Origin of the sequence: Aliarcobacter sp. (genome assembly GCF_041672065.1) — a bacterium.
Lineage (GTDB): Bacteria > Campylobacterota > Campylobacteria > Campylobacterales > Arcobacteraceae > Aliarcobacter > Aliarcobacter skirrowii.
The window spans coordinates 1-18,512 of the sequence record NZ_JBAZAH010000034.1; the positions used below are offsets into that span (position 1 = coordinate 1).

An 18,512-nucleotide genomic window follows, 5' to 3' on the forward strand; every position below is an offset into this window, starting at 1 on the left:
AGCTTCAATTCCTGCAATACTTTTAGCTTTGATGAATCTTGATATTGCATCAACTATATGGGTAATTGTACTTTATATGGTAATTAATATCTCTATTAGCAATATTTTAGAGCCAAAACTGATGGGAAAAGAGCTTGGATTATCACCTTTGGTAATATTTTTCTCTTTAATTTTTTGGGGTTATATTTTGGGAATTGTTGGAATGTTTTTGGCAGTTCCAATTACTATGACTCTAAAAATAGCTTTTGATTCAAACTCAAATAGCCGTTGGCTTGGTATTTTAATGTCTAATTTATCAAGAAAAAAATCTAAATCTAAATCTTAATATAAAATAGTTTATTTTAACTATTTTATATAATAACCTTGATCTAAATTTGTAAAAATAATATCTTTAGGGAGTTTCTTTCTAAGTCTTTTTACTAAACTTCTTATAGCATCAATAGTTTTATACTCTCTATCATAAACTACATCTTCAATTAAACTATAATTAACTATTGAACCTCGATTATCTACTAAAAGATTTAAAAACTGTTTCTCTTTTTTTGTAAGCTCTATATCTATATTTTTATATATTAATTTTTTTAATTTTAAATCAAAAAATAGTTCATCTTCAAGCTTAAATAATTCACCACTTTTATTATATTTTTTCAATTTAAAAAGTAGCTCTTGAATATTAAAAGGTTTTTTAATATAGTCATCACAACCCTTTTTATAAGCCTCTTCAATTGTACTTATATCAATATTTGCACTCATAATAAATACAATAGAGTTTGAATTCTCTTTTTTTATTCTATACATAAGCTCAATTCCATTTAAATTTGGAACAAATATATCTAAAATAAATAGGTCATAATTACTATTTATACTATCTAAAGCAACCTTTCCATCATAGAAACAATCAACTAAAAAAGATTCACTCTCAAGCATATCTTTTATTGATTCATTTAAAGAAAAATCATCTTCTAATAAAAAAACTCTCATTTTAATTCCCACTAAAAATTAATATTCGTTGAAAATATATCTAAATATATTTACATCTTTACTCTCAACCTCTATCGTAAAATTATACTTTTTACAAATATCACTTACAATTGCTAATCCCAAACCATGACCTCCAGTCGTTCTGTTCTCTCTATTATATTTTTTAAAAATATTTTTAGGATTCTCTATTTTTTGTCCAATAGAGTGAAACTCCAAAATATTTCCTTTTAATACTATTTTAATAATACTTCCAACTAAAGAGTACTTTATTGCATTTGAAATATTATTATCAATCAATCTATTTAACTCTATTATTCCCATCTTTAAATATAAATTATTATAAACAATCAGTTCTATTTTTCTATTTTGACTATTTGCAATGGTATCAAAATATTTTACTCTACTCTCTAAAGCTCTTTGAAGATTATTCTCTACTATTTCATACTCTATTTTATCTTTGGTGTGCAAAAAAGTCATATCTTCATATGAGTTTTCAAGAGTTTTTAAAGCTCCATTTATCTTTAAAGAGTATTTATCACTTCCATAAAGTTTCTCTCTTAATTGTGTATTAATTGTAATAATTGAAAGTGGTGTATTAATTTCATGAATAGAGTGTGCTATGAATTTATCTTTATAGCTTAAAAGAAGCTCAGTATTTCTTAAACTATATATTAAATAAATTGCAAAAGTTCCTATTATAAATGAGAGAAAAGATACAACTCTTAGATAAAAAATCTTCTCTAAATAGACTTTTTCATCAAAAACTATACAATATAAAATCTTTGCATCATCATATATTGGACTTGTTTGAACTAAATTATAAACTTTAAACTTTTTATCTTCATCTATCTTTTCAAAAGTAACAAAACTTTTATCTCCCAAAGTGTTTAAAAGCTCTCCACCTTTTTGAAATCTTTGTTGCAAATCCATAATTGTCTGTTTATAAGAGGGGATAGATTTAAATGCAAAATTACCTACATAATCATTTGATATTATATAAGCTATTGAGCTTGTTAAACTATCTTCACCATTAATTAACTCTTGAATTGCTTTAAGCTCTTCTATAAATCCATCATAAAAATATATTATTGTAAAATATCTTCCATCATCAAGTTTTGATACTGTATAACTTATAAATTGCAAAAACTCATTTGAATATTCAGGTATTACAACCCCTATTTTGTTACTCTTTAAATAGTTTAAAAAACCATTTTTTGCTATTGATAAATTTGTACCAATATCATAAAAAAGTGAGCTATCCTCTATTTTAAAACTACTATCTAAAATATAGACTTCATATCTTGAACTATTTTTTTCATCTAAAATATTTTTTATATCTATAACATCTAAACCTTTTTTAAATAATTTTAAAGCATCTTCATGACTACTTTTTATTGAATCTTTTTTTATATGATACTCATTTAAAATTTTTGTTAATAAAGATGAACTTTTATCTTTGATTTGAAAAAAAATTATCTCCTGATTTTTATTATTATTTATCTGAAAGTTCTGAAAAATTATAAAATAACCGACCATAGTAATGATTAGAAAAATCAAAATATTTAAAAAAAGGACTGTCGATGGTTTTGGCAGTTTTAAATTCATATTTCCTCCTGAAAGTTCAAAATTCTACAAAAATAGAGCTTTAAATGAGATTTTGACATTTGTTTGACATAACTGTTTGTTATTATTCTTCTGCCAAAATATTAATAGACAAGGAAATAGCTTTGGAAAACTTATTATTTTTTGATAACTCAGTTACTTTTTTTAGATCGGGGCAAAAATTATTATTTCATTTATTGAAGAAGAGTTTGAAGAAGATGATGGCGACGGTTGGATAAAGCTTTAATATTTAATTAATTGAGGCATACCTTATTCTATATTCATCTAATTATAAAAGTGGCTTAAATGCCACTTTTTTTATTCTATTTTATCTTATTAAGCGCAGTTTGAAGTCTTTTAAATCCTTCATCAATCTCATTTTTAGATATTGTTAAAGCTGGAAGAAGTCTTAATGTATTTTTACCTGCTTTTAAAACCATAACTCCAGACTCAAATGCTGTTTTGATTAAAAGTGACAAAGTATCACCATCTTTTACTCTTAATCCTCTCATAAGCCCTAGTCCAATGTTTGATATAAAAATCTCTTTATTATTCTCATATAACTCATCTAATTTTTTTGTATAGTAAATAATAGTTTCATCTAAAGTTCCACTATCTTTTAAATCCTCTAAAATATCTAAAACCTCTAAAGCAGCTGTTGTTACAAGATAGTTTCCACCAAAAGTGCTTCCATGATCACCAGCACTCCATATATCTTTATGTTTTGTTAAAACTGCTCCTATTGGAACTCCACCACCTAAACCTTTTGCTAAAGTTATAATATCTGGTTCTATTTCATATAAATTTGAAGCCAAGAACTCTCCTGTTCTATAAACTCCAGTTTGTACCTCATCTATTATTAGTAAAATATCATTTTGTTCTAAAAACTTCGCTAACTCTTGAATTTTATCTTTTGGAAAAGGAAAAACTCCACCCTCACCTTGAACAAGCTCAATCATCACTGCAACTGTTTCATCATCAATAGAGTTATAAATATCATCAATAGCACTATTATATGAGAAGCCTTCTGGGTATGGAGCAAATTTACTTTGGTGCATTGAACTTTGTCCTGTTGCTTTTACAGTTGTGATTGTTCTTCCATGAAATGAGTGCTCTAAAGTTATAATTTTATATCTTTTCTTCTCAAATTTCTCTCCATAAGTTCTAGCAATTTTTATAGCACCTTCATTTGCTTCTGCTCCACTATTTGAGAAAAATGTTCTAATATCATAACCACTTAACTCTTTAATCTTTTTTGCTAATTTAGCTTGTGGTTCTATTGCATATAAATTTGAAGTATGAGTTAAATTTAAAACTTGTTCATATATTTTATCTGCAACTCTTTTATTTCCATGACCTACACTACAAACAGCAATTCCTGAAGTAAAATCTATATAATCTCTGTTTTCATCATCATATAAAGTTGCATTTACACCTTTTTTAAAATTAACATAATTTCTTGCATATGTATGAAGAACATACTCTTTATCTAATTTTTCTATCTCTTTCATATCTTTCCTAATTTTTTACAATCTAAAGTTCTATTATATCTTTATTGCTATTAATTTTTGCTCCGTTTTCTCTTTAAACTTTTTCTTTTATATCTTTGATAATATTTTTTATAATGGCTTTTATAATTTTGTGGATATGTTCTATTTTTTGGTATATTATTGACTATAAATGCTATTAAAAATAAGATTATAGTTCCACTTAAAACTGGAATCAATAGATACAAATATCCTAAATCATGAACTTGAGAAGTCCCAACTACAGCAATAAGTGCAGTTGCACCTCCTGGTGGATGTAAGGTAAAAGTTAATTGCATAAATAAAATGGAAGTGGCAACTGCAATTGAAGATGCCAAAAGTAAATCTCCAGAAAAAAGTTTATAACAACTAACTCCTACAAAAGCACTAATTAAATGTCCACCTATTAAATTTTTTGGTTGTGCTAGAGGTGAGTTTACAGCTCCATATATTAAAACAGCACTTGCTCCAAAAGATCCTAAAACCAAACTTAAATCTAAATCACCTAAAAAGTTTTTGTGAAAAAATGCAATTGCTAATAGTCCCAAAAAAGAGCCTATCCAAGACCAAAAAAGATTTGATTTATCAAATAGCTCTTTATTGTTTTTTGCAAATAATTTATAAAAATATTTCATAATATAACCTCTAATTTTAAAAATCGTAATGGTAACAAAATTTTTACCATTTTTTTATGATTTATATCAACTATGGTACAATTTGGACATTATTTAAAAAGGATAGACTTTATGGGAATTTTAGAAGATTTAATAAAAAGAGCTGAAAATTCATGTGAGCTTTGTAAAAATCAAGAGAATTTAGACATTTTTGAGGTAAGCCCAAGTGATGGAAGTTTAGAAACATCTGCTTTATTATGTGAAAAATGTAAAAATCAGTTTGAGCAAAGTTGCGAACTTGACTCAAATCATTGGTACTGTTTAAGTGAATCTATGTGGAGTACAGTTCCAGCAGTTCAAGTTTTATCATATAGAATGTTAAAAAAACTTGATAATCAAGAGTTACTTGATATGATATATTTAGATGAAGAGACTTTAGAGTGGGCAAATAAAGGTCTTGAAAGCTTTGATGATAGTGTTGTTCAAAAAGATTGTAATGGTGTTGTTTTAAGTGCTGGAGATACAGTTACTCTTATAAAAGATTTAGATGTAAAAGGAGCTGGTTTTACTGCTAAAAGAGGAACAGCAGTTAGAAATATAACTCTTGGAAGAGAAGAGGGACAAATTGAAGGAAGAGTTAATGGTGTAAAAATTGTAATTTTAACTCAATTTGTAAAGAAAAACTAAAGAGAAATCTTTGGTTTTTCAATAATATAAAAATCAATCATAGCATTTAAAAGTGCTATTTTTGAAGCATTTTTTAACATCTCTAATGTAATATCTTTTTCAAAAATCTTTTTATCTTCAATCAATCTTGCTCTTGTAGTTCCATTTAGTAAACACTGTTTTGAAGTTATCCAAACTCCTTCATAAAATATAGCAATATTAGCAATACTTGTATCTGTTACAATACCATTTTTCAAAATAATTATCTCTTCACAACTATCTTTTTGTGAAAACAGATAATCCAATCTCTCTCTATTTAAATACTTTTTTGAATAATCTATACCATCATCAAAAATTACTTTAAAACTATTTATCTGCTTTTTTTTATAGGGGAAATATTGTACATCTAAAACCTCATTCTCATCATAAATGATTTTACATCTAAGAAGTTCATTACTAATTGGATTTATATACTCTTGAAGATTTAAATTTTTTCCAATAGTAAAAGCAACTCTTTTATTATGATAATCTAAATTAAAAATCTCAAAATCATCACACTTTATTGTCTCAAAAAACATAATTATCCTTTAAAATGGCAAATAGATTTTATCTATTAACTCTTTATATTCATCCTCAACCCTACTATCAGATGTTATTCCTCCACCACTTTTATAAAAAAGTTCTCCATCAATTTTTTCTATAAATCTAATTAAAACAAAACTTTGAAGATTTTTTCCATCAAAAACTCCAAAAATTCCTGTATAAAAACCTCTATTATAATTTTCTACTTTTTTTAAAATATCAATAGTTGATTTTTTTGGAGTTCCTGTAATACTTCCAGCTGGAAGAAGAGCTAATAAAATATCACCTAAATTATCACTCCAATTATCATCTAACTTTCCAGATATTTTTGAGCTTGTTTGAAGCAATGTTTTTTTATTGGTTTTAATCTCATCAATAAATCTAAACTCTTCAACTTCTATACTTTTTGCAACTTTTCCCAAATCATTTCTTAGTAAATCTACAATCATAGTGTGTTCTGCTAACTCTTTTGTACTATTTAAAAGAAGCTCTTTTGAATCTTTTATAGATTTATCAATAGTTCCTTTCATAGGATAAGTATAGATTTTATCATCAACTATTTCTATAAACTTTTCAGGACTAAAGCAGACAAAATTTGTTTTTTTTAGTTTGACTCTTAATTTTAAAAGTGAATTTGAAGTTTTATAAATATGATTTAAACTTAAATTTGTATCTATTTTTGTTTGAGAACTTAGATTTGCAAGATATGTATTTCCAGCTCTTATTTGCTCTTGAATAGTTTTAAATTTCTTATTATAACTCTCAAAATCTATTGGATATTTTTTAAAAAAATATTTTTTACTATTTTTTTGATTTTTAATTTTTGAAGAGATTTTATATCTAATTTTTTTTGATTTTTTATCTAATTTTTCAATATGAAGTTTTTTTAAATCATAAGATATCAAAAAAAGAAATGGCTCTTTACAAGAGCCATAAAGATTTAGTTTTTTTTTAATTTTTTCTATTTTCACTTAAGATTTTAAAATTAGTTTTTTCAAAATAGAAGCTCTTATTGCAACTCCATTTGTAACTTGCTCTAAAACTTTACATCTTGGGTGCTTTAAAACATCATCTGTAATATCAATATTTCTATTAACAGGACCTGGATGAAGAAGTAAAAACTCTTTTCTATTCATCAACTCACTTGTAATACAAAAATCTTTTGCATACTCTTGAAGTGACTCAAAGTATGTTATATTGTGACGTTCAAGTTGACTTCTTAAACTCATAACAATATCCATATCATCTATTACTTCTTGAATTGTATTAAACTGTTTAAACTCATCTCCTTCATATTTAAAACAATCAGGAGCTACTAAATTTACATCTATTCCAAATCTAGGAAGTAATCTTCTATTACTTCCAGCAACTCTTGAATTTCTAACATCTCCCACAATTGCTATTTTTTTACCTTCAGTTTCTCCACCAAAATATTCATTAATTGTAAAAAGGTCTAAAAAAGCTTGAGTTGGGTGTGAGTGTCTTCCATCTCCTGCATTGATAATAGGACAATCTACATACCCTATTAAGCTCTCTGGAAGTCCATGAACACTGTGTCTTATTACTATTGCATCTGGATTCATCGCATTTAAGTTTGAAACTGTATCGTACATAGTTTCACCTTTTTTTTGAGATGAAGTTCCAACATCTAAATTTACAACCTCAGCTCCAAGCCTTTTTGCAGCAATTTCAAAAGATGTTCTTGTTCTTGTAGAGTTTTCAAAAAATAGTGTTACAATAATTTTGCCTTCTAAAACTTTACTAAGCTTTCCCTCTTTAAATGCTCTAGCATCTTCAAAAATAGCCAAGATTTCATCTTTAGTGAAGTCGGAAGTTCTTATTAGGTGTTGCATTTTTTTCCTTTGGTTTTAGTTTGGAATATTAGCAAAAAGCTCTTTAAACAAAATTGAGTATAATCATAATATTTTACTATAGGAGTTAATAATTGAAACTACAATTTACATTTATAATTTTATTTACATTTTTATTTTTTGGTTGTTCTTCAAAACCTTTAGATCCTGTTGTTTTTGATAGAGTTGATAAAAAAATATCATATACAAAAGATATAAAACCAATTTTTGATAGTCGTTGTGTATCTTGTCACTCATGCTACAACTCACCTTGTCAATTAAAAATGGAGAGTTTTGCAGGACTTGATAGAGGAGTTACAAAAGCTTTAGTTTATGATACTAGAATAAATGCGAGTTCTCCTACAAGATTATATGTTGATGCAAAAGATACAAATGAGTGGAGAGAAAAAGGTTTCACATCTGTTTTAGATAAAGATTTAGATAATAATGAATCAATTATGATGCAATTTTTATTTCAAAAAGAGTTAAATCCACAAATTGTTGGTAACTACTCTCCTGAAACAGATAAATTAACTTGCTCTCAAAATCAAGATGAGCTTGAAGAGTATTTTGAAAAAAATCCACACAAAGCTATGCCTTATGGTTTTCCAGCTATTAGCAAAGATGAGTATAACCTAATAATGACTTGGCTTGATGAGAATGCAATTGATGATACAAAAGTATCTATAACAAATTTTGAAAAAAAACAGATAAAAAAGCTTGAAGATTTTTTAAACAACTCTTCAATAAAACATCAAGTAACTGCTAGATATATCTATGAACATCTATTTTTAGCAGATATCTATTTTGAAGAGAAAAGTGGTAATTTTTTTGAGTTAATTCGTTCAAAAACTGCATCTCCTTTTGAACCTGAAATTATTCCTACAACATTTCCTTACGATAAAATAGATGAACCATACTATTATAGAGTTAGAATTAGTGAGCAAACAAGAGTTCATAAAACTCATATGCCATATAAAATTGATGATAAAAAATTAGCACTTTTTAATAATTTATTTATAAAAGCAAAATGGAATGAAAAACCATATATGCCAAGTTTTGATAAAACTAAAGCACCAAATGCACTTGAGGTGTTTAAACAAATTCCTGCAAAAAGTAGATATCAATTTTTATTAGAAGATGTATATTTTTTTGTAAATACATTTATTAAAGGTCCTGTTTGTAAAGGTCAAATTGCACTCAATGTTATTCAAGACCATTTTTGGGTTGCATTTATGGATCCAAAATATGATTTAAGTGTAGTAGATAAAGAGTTCTTAGAGCAAAATTTAAAAAACTTAGAGATTCCAAATCAACTAGGAGAAGATCCTTCTTTATATTCAACATTCAAAAATTTAGGGCACAAAGATGAAGTTTTAGCATATTTTAAAAATAAAAATGAAGTTTATAATAAACACTACAAAGATGGATTAAAACTAGAGTATTTAAGAAAGAGTAAAAAAGATGACTCTATTTTAACAGTTTATAGACACTTTGATACAGCATCACTTCACAAAGGTGCTTTAGGGAATACTCCAAAAAATATGTGGGTTATAGATTTTCCACTATTAGAGCGTATTTACTACTCTTTAGTTGCTGGTTTTGATGTTTATGGAAATACAGCACATCAACTTCTTGTAAGAACTCATATGGATAGATTAAGAGTTGAAGGTGAGAGTATGTTTTTAGAGTTTTTACCAAAAGCAACAAGAGATGGATATTTTAACTCTTGGTATTTAGGTTGGTTGGCTCAATATCTTACAACTTATCTTCCATCACAAAATGAGACAGCTATTGATTTTTATACTAAAGATTACAAAAAAGAGTTAATTTCTAAAATTCTAAAATATACAAATACTCCAATAGATTCTATAAACTATACTTATGAAAAATATACTCCAAGTGAAATAAGAAGTAGTTATAAAAACAAAAAAGAGATTGAAGAGGGATTTAAAGCTCTATCACTACCAAATAGTCAAAATTTTACAAAATATTTTACAGGTTCTGACACAAATGCAACTTTAATTAGAATAAAACTAAATGATGGTTCAAATTTAGTTTACTCTATGGTTATAAATAGATGGCATGATAATGTAGCTTTGATGTTTAAAGAGGAGTCAAGATTAGATCCTTCAAAAGATGATATAGATTTTGTTGAAGGATTTGTAAGTGCCTATCCAAATATGTTTTTTATAATAAATCAAGATGATATTCCAAGTTTCTTTAACTCTTTAAAAAATTTTAAAAATAGCACTGAGTGTGTAAAAAACATATCAAGATTTGCAATAAATAGAGCAAATCCAAGTTTTTGGGAACACTACGATTGGTTTACAAAAGAGTTTGAAAAATCAAATCCAATTGAGTTTGGATTATTTGATCTAAATAGATACTATCACAAAGCTATTAATGAAAATATTGATTAAAAGAGGCTTATTCAGCCTCTTCTATACTTCCTACTGGTTCTAAAATTGCTAAATAATCTTTGAATCTTTTTTGTCCAAGACTGTTTTGTTTGTAATCATTTATTAATTGTCCTACATAATCAACAACTTGTGTTGCTGGAATTTTAACACCAACTTTTCTTGCTATTCTACTTTTAGTTGTTCCTTCTAAATTTCCACCTAATAAAACTTCATAACCTTCAATTCTCTCACCTTCGTGTCTCATCATACAACCAACAAAACCAATATCAGCAATTTGTGGATGAGAGCATGTATTTCCACAACCAGCAATTGCAATACTTAAATCTTCAACAAAATCTGGGAATTTTTGTTCCAACTCAAGCACAACTTTTTTTGCATACTCTTTAGTTTCTGTTATTCCAAATTTACAGAACTCTTTTCCTGTACATGATTGCAATCTTGCTCTAAATGGATTTGGTTTATATGGATATCCTAAGGCTTGAAACTCATCTGCTAAAGCTTGAACTACATCATCTTTTACATCATAAACTATAAAGTTTTGAGTTCCAGTTAATGCAACTCCACCAGCACTATATTTTTTACAAATCTCATAGAATTTTACAAAATCATCACCTGCAACTCTTCCTGAGTTTGTTGCAAAACCTACATATGAAAGTCCATTTTGCTTCTGTTTGTTTATTCCAAAATGGTTTCTATTTTCATAAGATGCAACAATTGGAGCCTCTAAACCATCTTGAAGTTTATATCCGATTACTTTCTCAATCTCTTCAACAAACTTCTCTATTCCCCAATCATTTAAAAGATGTCTAACTCTTGCTTTATTTCTATTATCTCTATTTCCATGATCTCTAAAAATCTCTGCACAAGCAACAGCAACATCTAAAACTTGATTTGGTTTAACATACTTATTTGCTCTAGTTGCTATCTGCTTAGATTTTGATAATCCTCCACCAATAGTTAAATCAAAAACAACCTCACCATTTTTTGTCTTAATAGCTGTAAAAGCAGCATCTTGAATCTCATGAGCAGCACAATGACATTTGCAACCACTAATTCCTATTTTATACTTTCTTGGAAAGTTACAAAATCTATCGTCATTTTTATCAAAATAGCTATCAACCTCTTTTAATAAATTTTGAACATCATAAATCTCACCCTCATCAATTCCACTAACAGGACAAGTCATAATAGGTCTTGGTCCATCACCTGATGCCATTCTTGAAGTTAAATTTACTTCACCCAACATATCAAAAATAGCTGGTATATCTTTAATCTCTATATAATGAAACTGTACATTTTGTCTTGTTGTAAAATCTACTAAACCTTTTGCATACTTTACCCCAATTTCACTCATAACTCTTAGTTGCTCTAAATTCATTCTAGCATCAACTAATTTTATTCTTTTCATAAAATATTTTTTATCTTCTAATCCATCTTTGTTTACATGAGGATACATTCCATACCATTTAAGTAAACCAATATATTCATCTTTTAAAGGGATTCCTTCAAGTGCCTCTTTATATAAATCATCTATTACTCTAAGAGGATTTCTTGATGCTTTTAACTTCTCAAGTTCTGATAACTCTGCCATTTAATATTCCTAATTTAAAATTAAAATTATGAAAGTATATCAATCATACTTTAAATATAGATTAATATAATCTTGATTAATTTAATAAACAATTCTATTCAAAAAATATTTAAGCAAATTTTTAGGATAAAAACTAATTTTTTAGTCTATAATTCCACCCATAGAGTAGTTTTATCTATTCTAAAAATTTCTAGGAGATACCCTTGAATGCTTCATTTTTAAATGAGCAAAAAAATTTTAATCTATTTTTAGATTTACTAAAACAACTTATTCGTGTTCCTTCTGTTACAGGTGCTGAGCACTCATTTTTACTATATTTAAAAAGAGAACTTGATGAACTTGGTGTTAAAACAGAGCACTATGATGGTCTTTTAGTAGCTATTGGTAAAGAGCCAGAAAATGGATTTTTGAGCGCTCATATTGATAGGCACGGGGTTATTTGTACAGGTCCAAATGAGTTTCAATTTGCAGCTTTTTTGGCAAAAAATCGATCTGACTTAAGAGGAAACTCTCTTTCTGAACAAACTTTTCAACAAATCTCAAAACGATATATAAATCAAGGTGTTCACGCATATGATCCTTTTAGTGGTTCATATTTAGGAACTGGTAAAATAAAAGATGCCTTTTTAAAAGAGGAGATAAACAACTTAATCTTTGAAATAGATGGACTTTCACATCTTCTTCCAGGAACTCCAATTGCATTTATAGATAAACTAAAACAAGATGGCAATCTAATCTCAGCTCAACTTGATAATGTTATTAGTGCTGCAATTATTCTTTTTTTATATCAAAATGGTTATGAAGGTACAGCTTTTTTTACAGCTCAAGAGGAGGCTGGGAAGAGTTGGAGATATATAAATGAGTGGTTTAAAAAGAATAAAGTATCAACTGATAAATTAATTGTTTTAGATACAAGTCCTTATGAATCAAGACAAGAAGCCGATAAACAAATGGTTGTATTAAGAAACAAAGATGTAAATGCAAGATTTAAATCACCACTTTTAGATGAGATAAAAAAGTTTTGCAAAAAAAATAAAATAACATTTTCTTGTAAAGATAAATTTATAACTGAAAAGAATAAAAAAAGAGTTCAAGAGGGATTAAAACCAATTAGTATTGGAAGTACAGAACTAGGAAGAATTATTATGGAGTCTAATAAAAAGATTCAGGGTACAACTTTGCAAATACCCACAACTGGTTACCATACTGTTGATGAAACAGCAAATATTTTGTCTGTTAAATCTATCATTTTTATTTTAAGCAGTTTTTACATAAAAACTAAAAATATTTAAACAAGAAGGAAAAAATGAATTTAGCTATTATTTATGAATTAAGAGCAAACGATGTTAAAGAAGAGGACATTGAACTTATTATGAATAGAGTAAAAAATAGATTAAGCGAAGAGAATATTGATAAAGAGCTTGTAAAACTTGGTTATCCAAAAATATTTACAGTTGATTATGATGACTATGATAACTACAATTATGCTGATGATAGCTACTCTCCTAGCTCTAAGGGAAGTTTTGACGAAGATTAATTTAATAGATATTTTAGAAAAAAAGACGCTACTTAGTAAAAATATTATTGAAAATATAATAAAACTTTTGGATGAGGGGTGTACAATTCCCTTTATCGCAAGATATAGAAAAGAGTTTACAAATAGTGCAACAGATGAACAGCTTAGAGATTTTGAAGAGATTTTTGAATACTCAAAAAAACTCTTAAATAAAAAAGAGGATATAAAAAATCTCTTAAAAGAGAGAAATTTTTTAAATGAAAATATAGAAAAAAGTTTAGATGAAGCTACAAGCTTACAAGCTTTAGAAGATATTTACTCACCATTTAAAGATAAAAAATCATCAAGAACTTCAAATGCTATTGAAAATGGTCTTGAACCATTAGCAAATATAATTCAAAGTATGAGATATAGCAAACTTGAGTGTGAACAAAAAGCAAAACAGTTTTTAAATAAAAATATAAAAACTACTCAAGATGCTATAAGTGGTGCAAAAGATATAATTGCCCAAAGATATGCTGATGATTTTAGATCTAAAGATATTGTTAGAAATTTAATAAATAATTGGGGAATCTTAGAAGTAACTGCTACAAAAGAGTTTGATAAAAGTGGTCTTTATGCCTCTTTTGCAAATACAAGTGAAAAAATAAAATATATAAAACCTCATAGAGTTTTAGCAATTTTAAGAGCTGTAAACGAAAAACAACTAAATATAAAAGTTGAAATAGATGAGAACTATATTTTAGAAAATATAAAAAAGTATAAAATAAAACCAGATGCACATGATTCAAAAGAGTTAGTATTTGAAGGTTTTAAAGATGGACTAAAAAGATTACTCCTTCCAACACTAAAAAGAGAAGCAATAACAAATTTAAAAGAAAAAGCAAGCAAAGAGGCAATTGAGCTTTTTGGAAAAAATCTAAAAGAGCTACTTCTAACTGCACCTCTTCTAAATCAAGTAATTCTTGGAGTTGATCCTGGATATAAAAGCGGATGTAAATTAGCAGTTATAAACGAAGATGGTCAATTTTTAGATAGTAGTGTTATTTATCCAACAAAACCAAAAGAGGATTTAATAAACTCATCAAAAATAGTTTTAGATTTAATCAATAGATATAAAATCACAAGCATAGCTATTGGAAATGGAACAGCAAGTAAAGAGACAGCAACTTTTATTGACAATCTAATAAAAGAGAATAGATTAGATGTTAATTATGCAGTTGTAAGTGAGATTGGAGCTAGTGTTTATTCAGCTTCAAAAATTGCATCTTTGGAGTATCCAAACCTTGATGTAACAATTAAAGGTGCTATATCTATTGCTCAAAGATTAAGAGATCCAATGGCAGCATTGGTAAAAATTGATCCAAAATCTCTTGGAATTGGTCAATACCAACACGATGTAAATCAAAAAGAGTTAGAGAAAAAACTTGAAAATATTACTATTGATTTAGTAAATAAAGTTGGAGTTGATTTAAACTCTGCTTCATACAAACTACTCTCTTTTGTATCTGGAATTAGTGAAAAAATGGCTTTAAATATTATTGAACATAGAGAAAAAATCAAAAAATTTAGCTCTAAAAAAGAGCTTTTAAATGTAAAAGGTATTGGAGCAAAAGTTTATGAACAGTGTGTTGGATTTTTAAGAATAAAAGATGGCTTATCAATTTTAGATAATACCTCTATTCATCCAGAAGATTACGAAATTGCTTTAAAACTTCAAAAAAATTATGATATCAATGATATAAAAGAGTTTGAAGATATTGCAAAAAGCTTAAATATTTCAACTATAAAGTTAAAAGATATTATAAAAGAGCTCTTAAATCCAGGTCTTGATGTAAGATTTGAATTTAATAGTGTTAAATTTTCAAATGATATTTTAGATATAAATGATTTAAAAGAGGGATTTATTTTAAGTGGAGTTGTAAGAAATATTACAGATTTTGGAGCATTTGTAGATATTGGAATAAAAAATGATGCCCTACTTCATATATCACAAATTAGCCAAAAAAGAGTATCTCATCCAAGTGATGTTTTAAGTATAAATCAAAATTTAGAAAATTTAAAAGTAATAGCTGTAGATTTAGAGAAACAAAGAGTATCTTTGAGTTTAAAATGAATTGATTTTTGTTAAGATAAATATCTTTTTTATTAATTATAATTCTATTAAAAAAGGATATTTATGGAGTATCTATTAGTCCAAACAGTTCATCTATTATGTGCAATAATTTTTGTAGGTTTTATTTTTGCAGATATATTTATATTTCCAGCAGTTAAAAAAAAGTTTGGTCAAGAGGCTTATGATAACATGATAAGTGCTATTGTTGGTCGTGGAATTATAATCTATCCCTTAGTTGTAATTATACTAATATCAAGTGGTATATATATGTTTACAAACTATATTAATAAAGAAGTTGGGTATTTTAATAGCTCTTTACAAATACTTTTATGGATAAAACTCTTTTTTGTTTTACTAATAATTTTGGGAGTAGTTTATACAATTTTTTGTAAAGTAGCAAAAATTGAACCAGTTTCGTTTATGAAACATTTTCACGCTTATGCTTTGCTTCTCTCAATTGCTATTGTTGTGATTGCAAAACTTATGTTTTTTTTATAAATTTTACTCATCAAATAGTATTTGAACACCATACTGGGGGTGAAGGATTACTTTTTTAAAGTAATCCTTTCTCTCTTTTTGTCCAAATCTTTTTTGAGTTTTAAATTTTAATTCAAGCTCTTCATTGTTTAATAAAGCTCTTATTTCACTATGTTTTAAATAGTGTCCATATCTACTTAAGGCATTTTGCCAAATTCTAAACGAACACTTTGAAGAGCTTGAGAGTTCAAAAAACTCTCCATCTTCGGTAATCCAAGAGGCGTTTGAACAAGCATAAAGCTCTACTTTTTTGCCTCTTACCTCTTTTTTTCTAATCTCTATTTGTCCATCATCACAATATGGACATTTTCCTAAAAACATATTTAGTTTTTAAAAGCTATTACTTCTACTTCAACTAAAACATTTTTTGGTAATGTTTTTACGGCAACTGTACTTCTAGCTGGTGCTGATAAAACTTGAAAATACTCTCCATAAACTTCGTTGAAAGCAACAAAATTATCCATATCTGATAAAAAACAAGTTGTTTTAATAACATTATCAAAAGAGCTTCCAGCCTCTTGTAAAATAGCTTTTAAATTCTCCATAACTTGTCTTGTTTGCTCTTTTATTCCACCACTTACAACTTCCATTGTAGTTGGATTTAATGCTATTTGTCCCGATGTAAAAATCAACTCTCCAAAATTAACTGCTTGATTATATGGTCCAATTGCACTTGGAGCTTTTGTTGTACTTATAATATGTTTCATATTTCTATCCTTTAATTTTTAAAGTGTCTATTATATTTAGTTTTTGCTTTCTTTTACAAAAAACAACTCAAACTGATTTTTCAAATGAGATAAAATTTCATCTTCACTTTTATATAATCCTTGACCACTCAATGCTGATTTTACAATAGTTTTTGTGTAATCATGAATATCACTTCTCATAAACATTTCATCTAAATCTAGCCATATAGCTTCACTAATCTCCTCTTTATCTTTTACATCTATTTTTAAACTTTTTGGCTTTGCAAGACATAAAACATATAGATTTGATTTATGAAATTGATGTGGATAAAAATGTCCTACAGATACAATTCTAAGAAAATCTACAACAACACCAGTTTCTTCAAAAACTTCACGACTCAAAGCTTGAGATATCATTTCAGCATCATCAATATGTCCACCTGGAAGCTTATAATACTCATTTCTAATTATCTCTTTAATTAATAAAATCTCATTTTTACTATTTATTACAACAGCACCTACTCCTAAAGTATGATTTGCCAAATTTGGAACTATTGCATTCTCTTTTAAAACTTTCACAAGTAATATATAATCACTATTGCAAGAGTGAAAAGTAAAACCAAACTTTGTAGCAATTGGGATAAAATCTGATTTTTTTATATCTATATAGATCCAAATTAAATTTTTATTATCTTTTACATTTTGTATTAAATCTTTTAAATTCTGTTCAAAATCCAAAATATCTTTTGGCAAATCTTCACTTAAAATTGTAATTCCATTGTATGGGTCAAGACTTGTTTTAAAATTTGCTATATATTCAATACTTGTTTTCAATTTAATTCCTTTATACATATCTAATTGGAAGATAAAAATCCAAAATAAACTCACCATCTAAACTTAAAAAATGATTCTTCTCATAAATCGTATAAGATGGATTTGTTGTTGTTTCATAACCACTATCTATTAACCAAACATGATAAACCCACTGTATTAGTTTTATTACATCTCCATACTTTCCACTTAAACTAAACTTTGCATAAATTCCCTTTGGAATATCCAAAGTTGGAAGGGATAAATCTTTTAACTCTTCATTTTCATCCAAAACTGCAATTGCAATATATTGGCAATCTTCAAGTGGAGTAATAATTGGATTATCATGATGCAGTGCCATCTGTTTATAAGATTTTATATCATTTGTATAAATCCAAGTTTGAAGCTTTGCCCATGTTTTTTTAATAGATTTATCATAACCTTTATGCCTAATATAATATCCTCTCATCTGTGGCATTTTAACAATTGTTGGCTCAATATTTGAAAAATCTAAATCATTACTAATTGATATTTTCTCAATAATTTTATTTGAATACTCTTTATAACCACAATTTTTCCACTCTTTTGGTGTCATAGAAAATCTTTGTTTAAAGGCTCTTAAAAAAGATGTTTGTGAACTATATCCAGTCATATTTGAAATATCAGTGATTGTTGAAAACTTATTTGTAATTAATAGGTTTGCAGCTTTTTCAAGTCGTATTGACTTAATGCTTTCATAAATATTTTTTCCAAACTCCTCTTTGAAGACTCTGTGAAGATGAAACTTACTAATATCTAATTGTAAACTTAAATCATCTATATTTATATTTGTATCAATATATTTATAAATGTAGTTCATTACATCATTTGCAATTTTTGCTCTTTTTTCATAAGTAGATTTTTTCATAAAGTATTATATCAATAAATGTATATGTTTTTAGCAATAATTGATAATTATAAAAGCATTTTTTGTAAAGTATTAATATTTTTATTGATGTAAAATTTTAAAAAT

19 protein-coding genes are annotated in these 18,512 nt (G+C 26.9%); 7 read left to right on the plus strand and 12 right to left on the minus strand.

Annotation, left to right across the window (positions count from 1 at the left end):
- Positions 1–325 (plus strand): AI-2E family transporter (locus tag WC168_RS06340; RefSeq protein WP_372618185.1); only part of this gene is annotated, 325 nt, incomplete at its 5' end.
- Between the two features lie 20 nt (positions 326–345).
- Here WC168_RS06340 and WC168_RS06345 read toward each other — a convergent pair.
- The 4 genes from WC168_RS06345 to WC168_RS06360 form a co-directional block, all read right to left on the minus strand.
- Positions 346–981 carry a response regulator transcription factor gene (locus tag WC168_RS06345; protein ID WP_066162652.1) on the minus strand — a complete coding sequence of 212 codons (636 nt, stop codon included), beginning with the start codon at positions 979–981 and terminating at the stop codon, positions 346–348.
- A gap of 18 nt (positions 982–999) precedes the next feature.
- On the minus strand, positions 1,000–2,586 hold the full coding sequence (locus WC168_RS06350; protein WP_372618187.1) for a sensor histidine kinase: 1,587 nt from the start codon (positions 2,584–2,586) through the stop codon (positions 1,000–1,002).
- Between the two features lie 320 nt (positions 2,587–2,906).
- Positions 2,907–4,094: an aspartate aminotransferase family protein gene (locus WC168_RS06355; RefSeq protein ID WP_372618189.1), complete on the minus strand. Its 1,188-nt coding sequence runs from the start codon at positions 4,092–4,094 to the stop codon at positions 2,907–2,909.
- Between the two features lie 50 nt (positions 4,095–4,144).
- On the minus strand, positions 4,145–4,744 hold the full coding sequence (locus WC168_RS06360) for an HPP family protein (protein WP_066162660.1): 600 nt from the start codon (positions 4,742–4,744) through the stop codon (positions 4,145–4,147).
- A 111-nt stretch (positions 4,745–4,855) separates the two neighbouring features.
- On the opposite strand from WC168_RS06360, the gene WC168_RS06365 reads away from it, so the two are divergent.
- Complete coding sequence (locus WC168_RS06365; protein ID WP_066162662.1) at positions 4,856–5,410, plus strand: alkylphosphonate utilization protein; 555 nt, start codon at positions 4,856–4,858, stop codon at positions 5,408–5,410.
- Here WC168_RS06365 and WC168_RS06370 read toward each other — a convergent pair.
- The 3 genes from WC168_RS06370 to WC168_RS06380 are packed head-to-tail and all read right to left on the minus strand — an operon-like array spanning position 5,407 to position 7,824.
- The gene (locus tag WC168_RS06370; RefSeq protein WP_279133392.1) at positions 5,407–5,967 is read right to left on the minus strand and encodes an aminotransferase class IV family protein; all 561 of its coding nucleotides are present in this window, start codon (positions 5,965–5,967) and stop codon (positions 5,407–5,409) included. The genes WC168_RS06365 and WC168_RS06370 overlap by 4 nt on opposite strands.
- 9 nt (positions 5,968–5,976) lie before the next feature.
- Positions 5,977–6,942: an aminodeoxychorismate synthase component I gene (locus tag WC168_RS06375; RefSeq protein WP_082946415.1), complete on the minus strand. Its 966-nt coding sequence runs from the start codon at positions 6,940–6,942 to the stop codon at positions 5,977–5,979.
- Complete coding sequence (locus tag WC168_RS06380) at positions 6,943–7,824, minus strand: aspartate carbamoyltransferase catalytic subunit (protein ID WP_066162668.1); 882 nt, start codon at positions 7,822–7,824, stop codon at positions 6,943–6,945.
- 92 nt (positions 7,825–7,916) lie between these two features.
- Here WC168_RS06380 and WC168_RS06385 point away from each other — a divergent pair, with 92 nt between their 5' ends.
- The gene (locus WC168_RS06385; protein ID WP_372618192.1) at positions 7,917–10,244 is read left to right on the plus strand and encodes a fatty acid cis/trans isomerase; all 2,328 of its coding nucleotides are present in this window, start codon (positions 7,917–7,919) and stop codon (positions 10,242–10,244) included.
- A gap of 7 nt (positions 10,245–10,251) precedes the next feature.
- Here the strand turns inward: WC168_RS06385 and WC168_RS06390 are convergent, their stop codons facing one another.
- Entirely contained in the window at positions 10,252–11,835 is a 1,584-nt protein-coding gene (locus tag WC168_RS06390; RefSeq protein WP_372618194.1) for a nitrite/sulfite reductase, read from the minus strand.
- A 203-nt stretch (positions 11,836–12,038) separates the two neighbouring features.
- On the opposite strand from WC168_RS06390, the gene WC168_RS06395 reads away from it, so the two are divergent.
- The 4 genes from WC168_RS06395 to WC168_RS06410 all read left to right on the plus strand — a co-directional run bounded on the left by WC168_RS06395 (position 12,039) and on the right by WC168_RS06410 (position 15,965).
- A complete protein-coding gene (locus WC168_RS06395; protein ID WP_066162674.1) occupies positions 12,039–13,127 on the plus strand; it encodes a peptidase M42 in 1,089 nt (362 codons plus the stop codon).
- A gap of 14 nt (positions 13,128–13,141) precedes the next feature.
- Complete coding sequence (locus tag WC168_RS06400) at positions 13,142–13,372, plus strand: hypothetical protein (RefSeq protein WP_372618198.1); 231 nt, start codon at positions 13,142–13,144, stop codon at positions 13,370–13,372.
- A complete protein-coding gene (locus tag WC168_RS06405; protein ID WP_372618200.1) occupies positions 13,359–15,467 on the plus strand; it encodes a helix-hairpin-helix domain-containing protein in 2,109 nt (702 codons plus the stop codon). Before WC168_RS06400 ends, WC168_RS06405 begins: the two co-directional genes overlap by 14 nt.
- Before the next feature lie 63 nt (positions 15,468–15,530).
- On the plus strand, positions 15,531–15,965 hold the full coding sequence (locus WC168_RS06410) for a hypothetical protein (protein ID WP_066162682.1): 435 nt from the start codon (positions 15,531–15,533) through the stop codon (positions 15,963–15,965).
- A gap of 3 nt (positions 15,966–15,968) precedes the next feature.
- On the opposite strand, the gene WC168_RS06415 is transcribed toward WC168_RS06410, so the two are convergent.
- From WC168_RS06415 to WC168_RS06430, 4 genes are read right to left on the minus strand one after another with little or no spacing between them, the layout of a single operon-like run.
- Complete coding sequence (locus WC168_RS06415) at positions 15,969–16,325, minus strand: hypothetical protein (protein WP_066162685.1); 357 nt, start codon at positions 16,323–16,325, stop codon at positions 15,969–15,971.
- A gap of 2 nt (positions 16,326–16,327) precedes the next feature.
- Positions 16,328–16,711, minus strand: a complete 384-nt coding sequence (locus WC168_RS06420) for a RidA family protein (RefSeq protein ID WP_066162688.1) — start codon at positions 16,709–16,711, stop codon at positions 16,328–16,330.
- A 36-nt stretch (positions 16,712–16,747) separates the two neighbouring features.
- Positions 16,748–17,524, minus strand: coding sequence for an NUDIX domain-containing protein (locus WC168_RS06425; protein WP_372618203.1), 777 nt, complete (start codon positions 17,522–17,524; stop codon positions 16,748–16,750).
- Between the two features lie 10 nt (positions 17,525–17,534).
- Positions 17,535–18,407 (minus strand): GyrI-like domain-containing protein, encoded by an 873-nt coding sequence (locus WC168_RS06430; RefSeq protein WP_372618205.1) that lies wholly within the window; start codon positions 18,405–18,407, stop codon positions 17,535–17,537.
- Positions 18,408–18,512 lie beyond the last annotated feature (105 nt).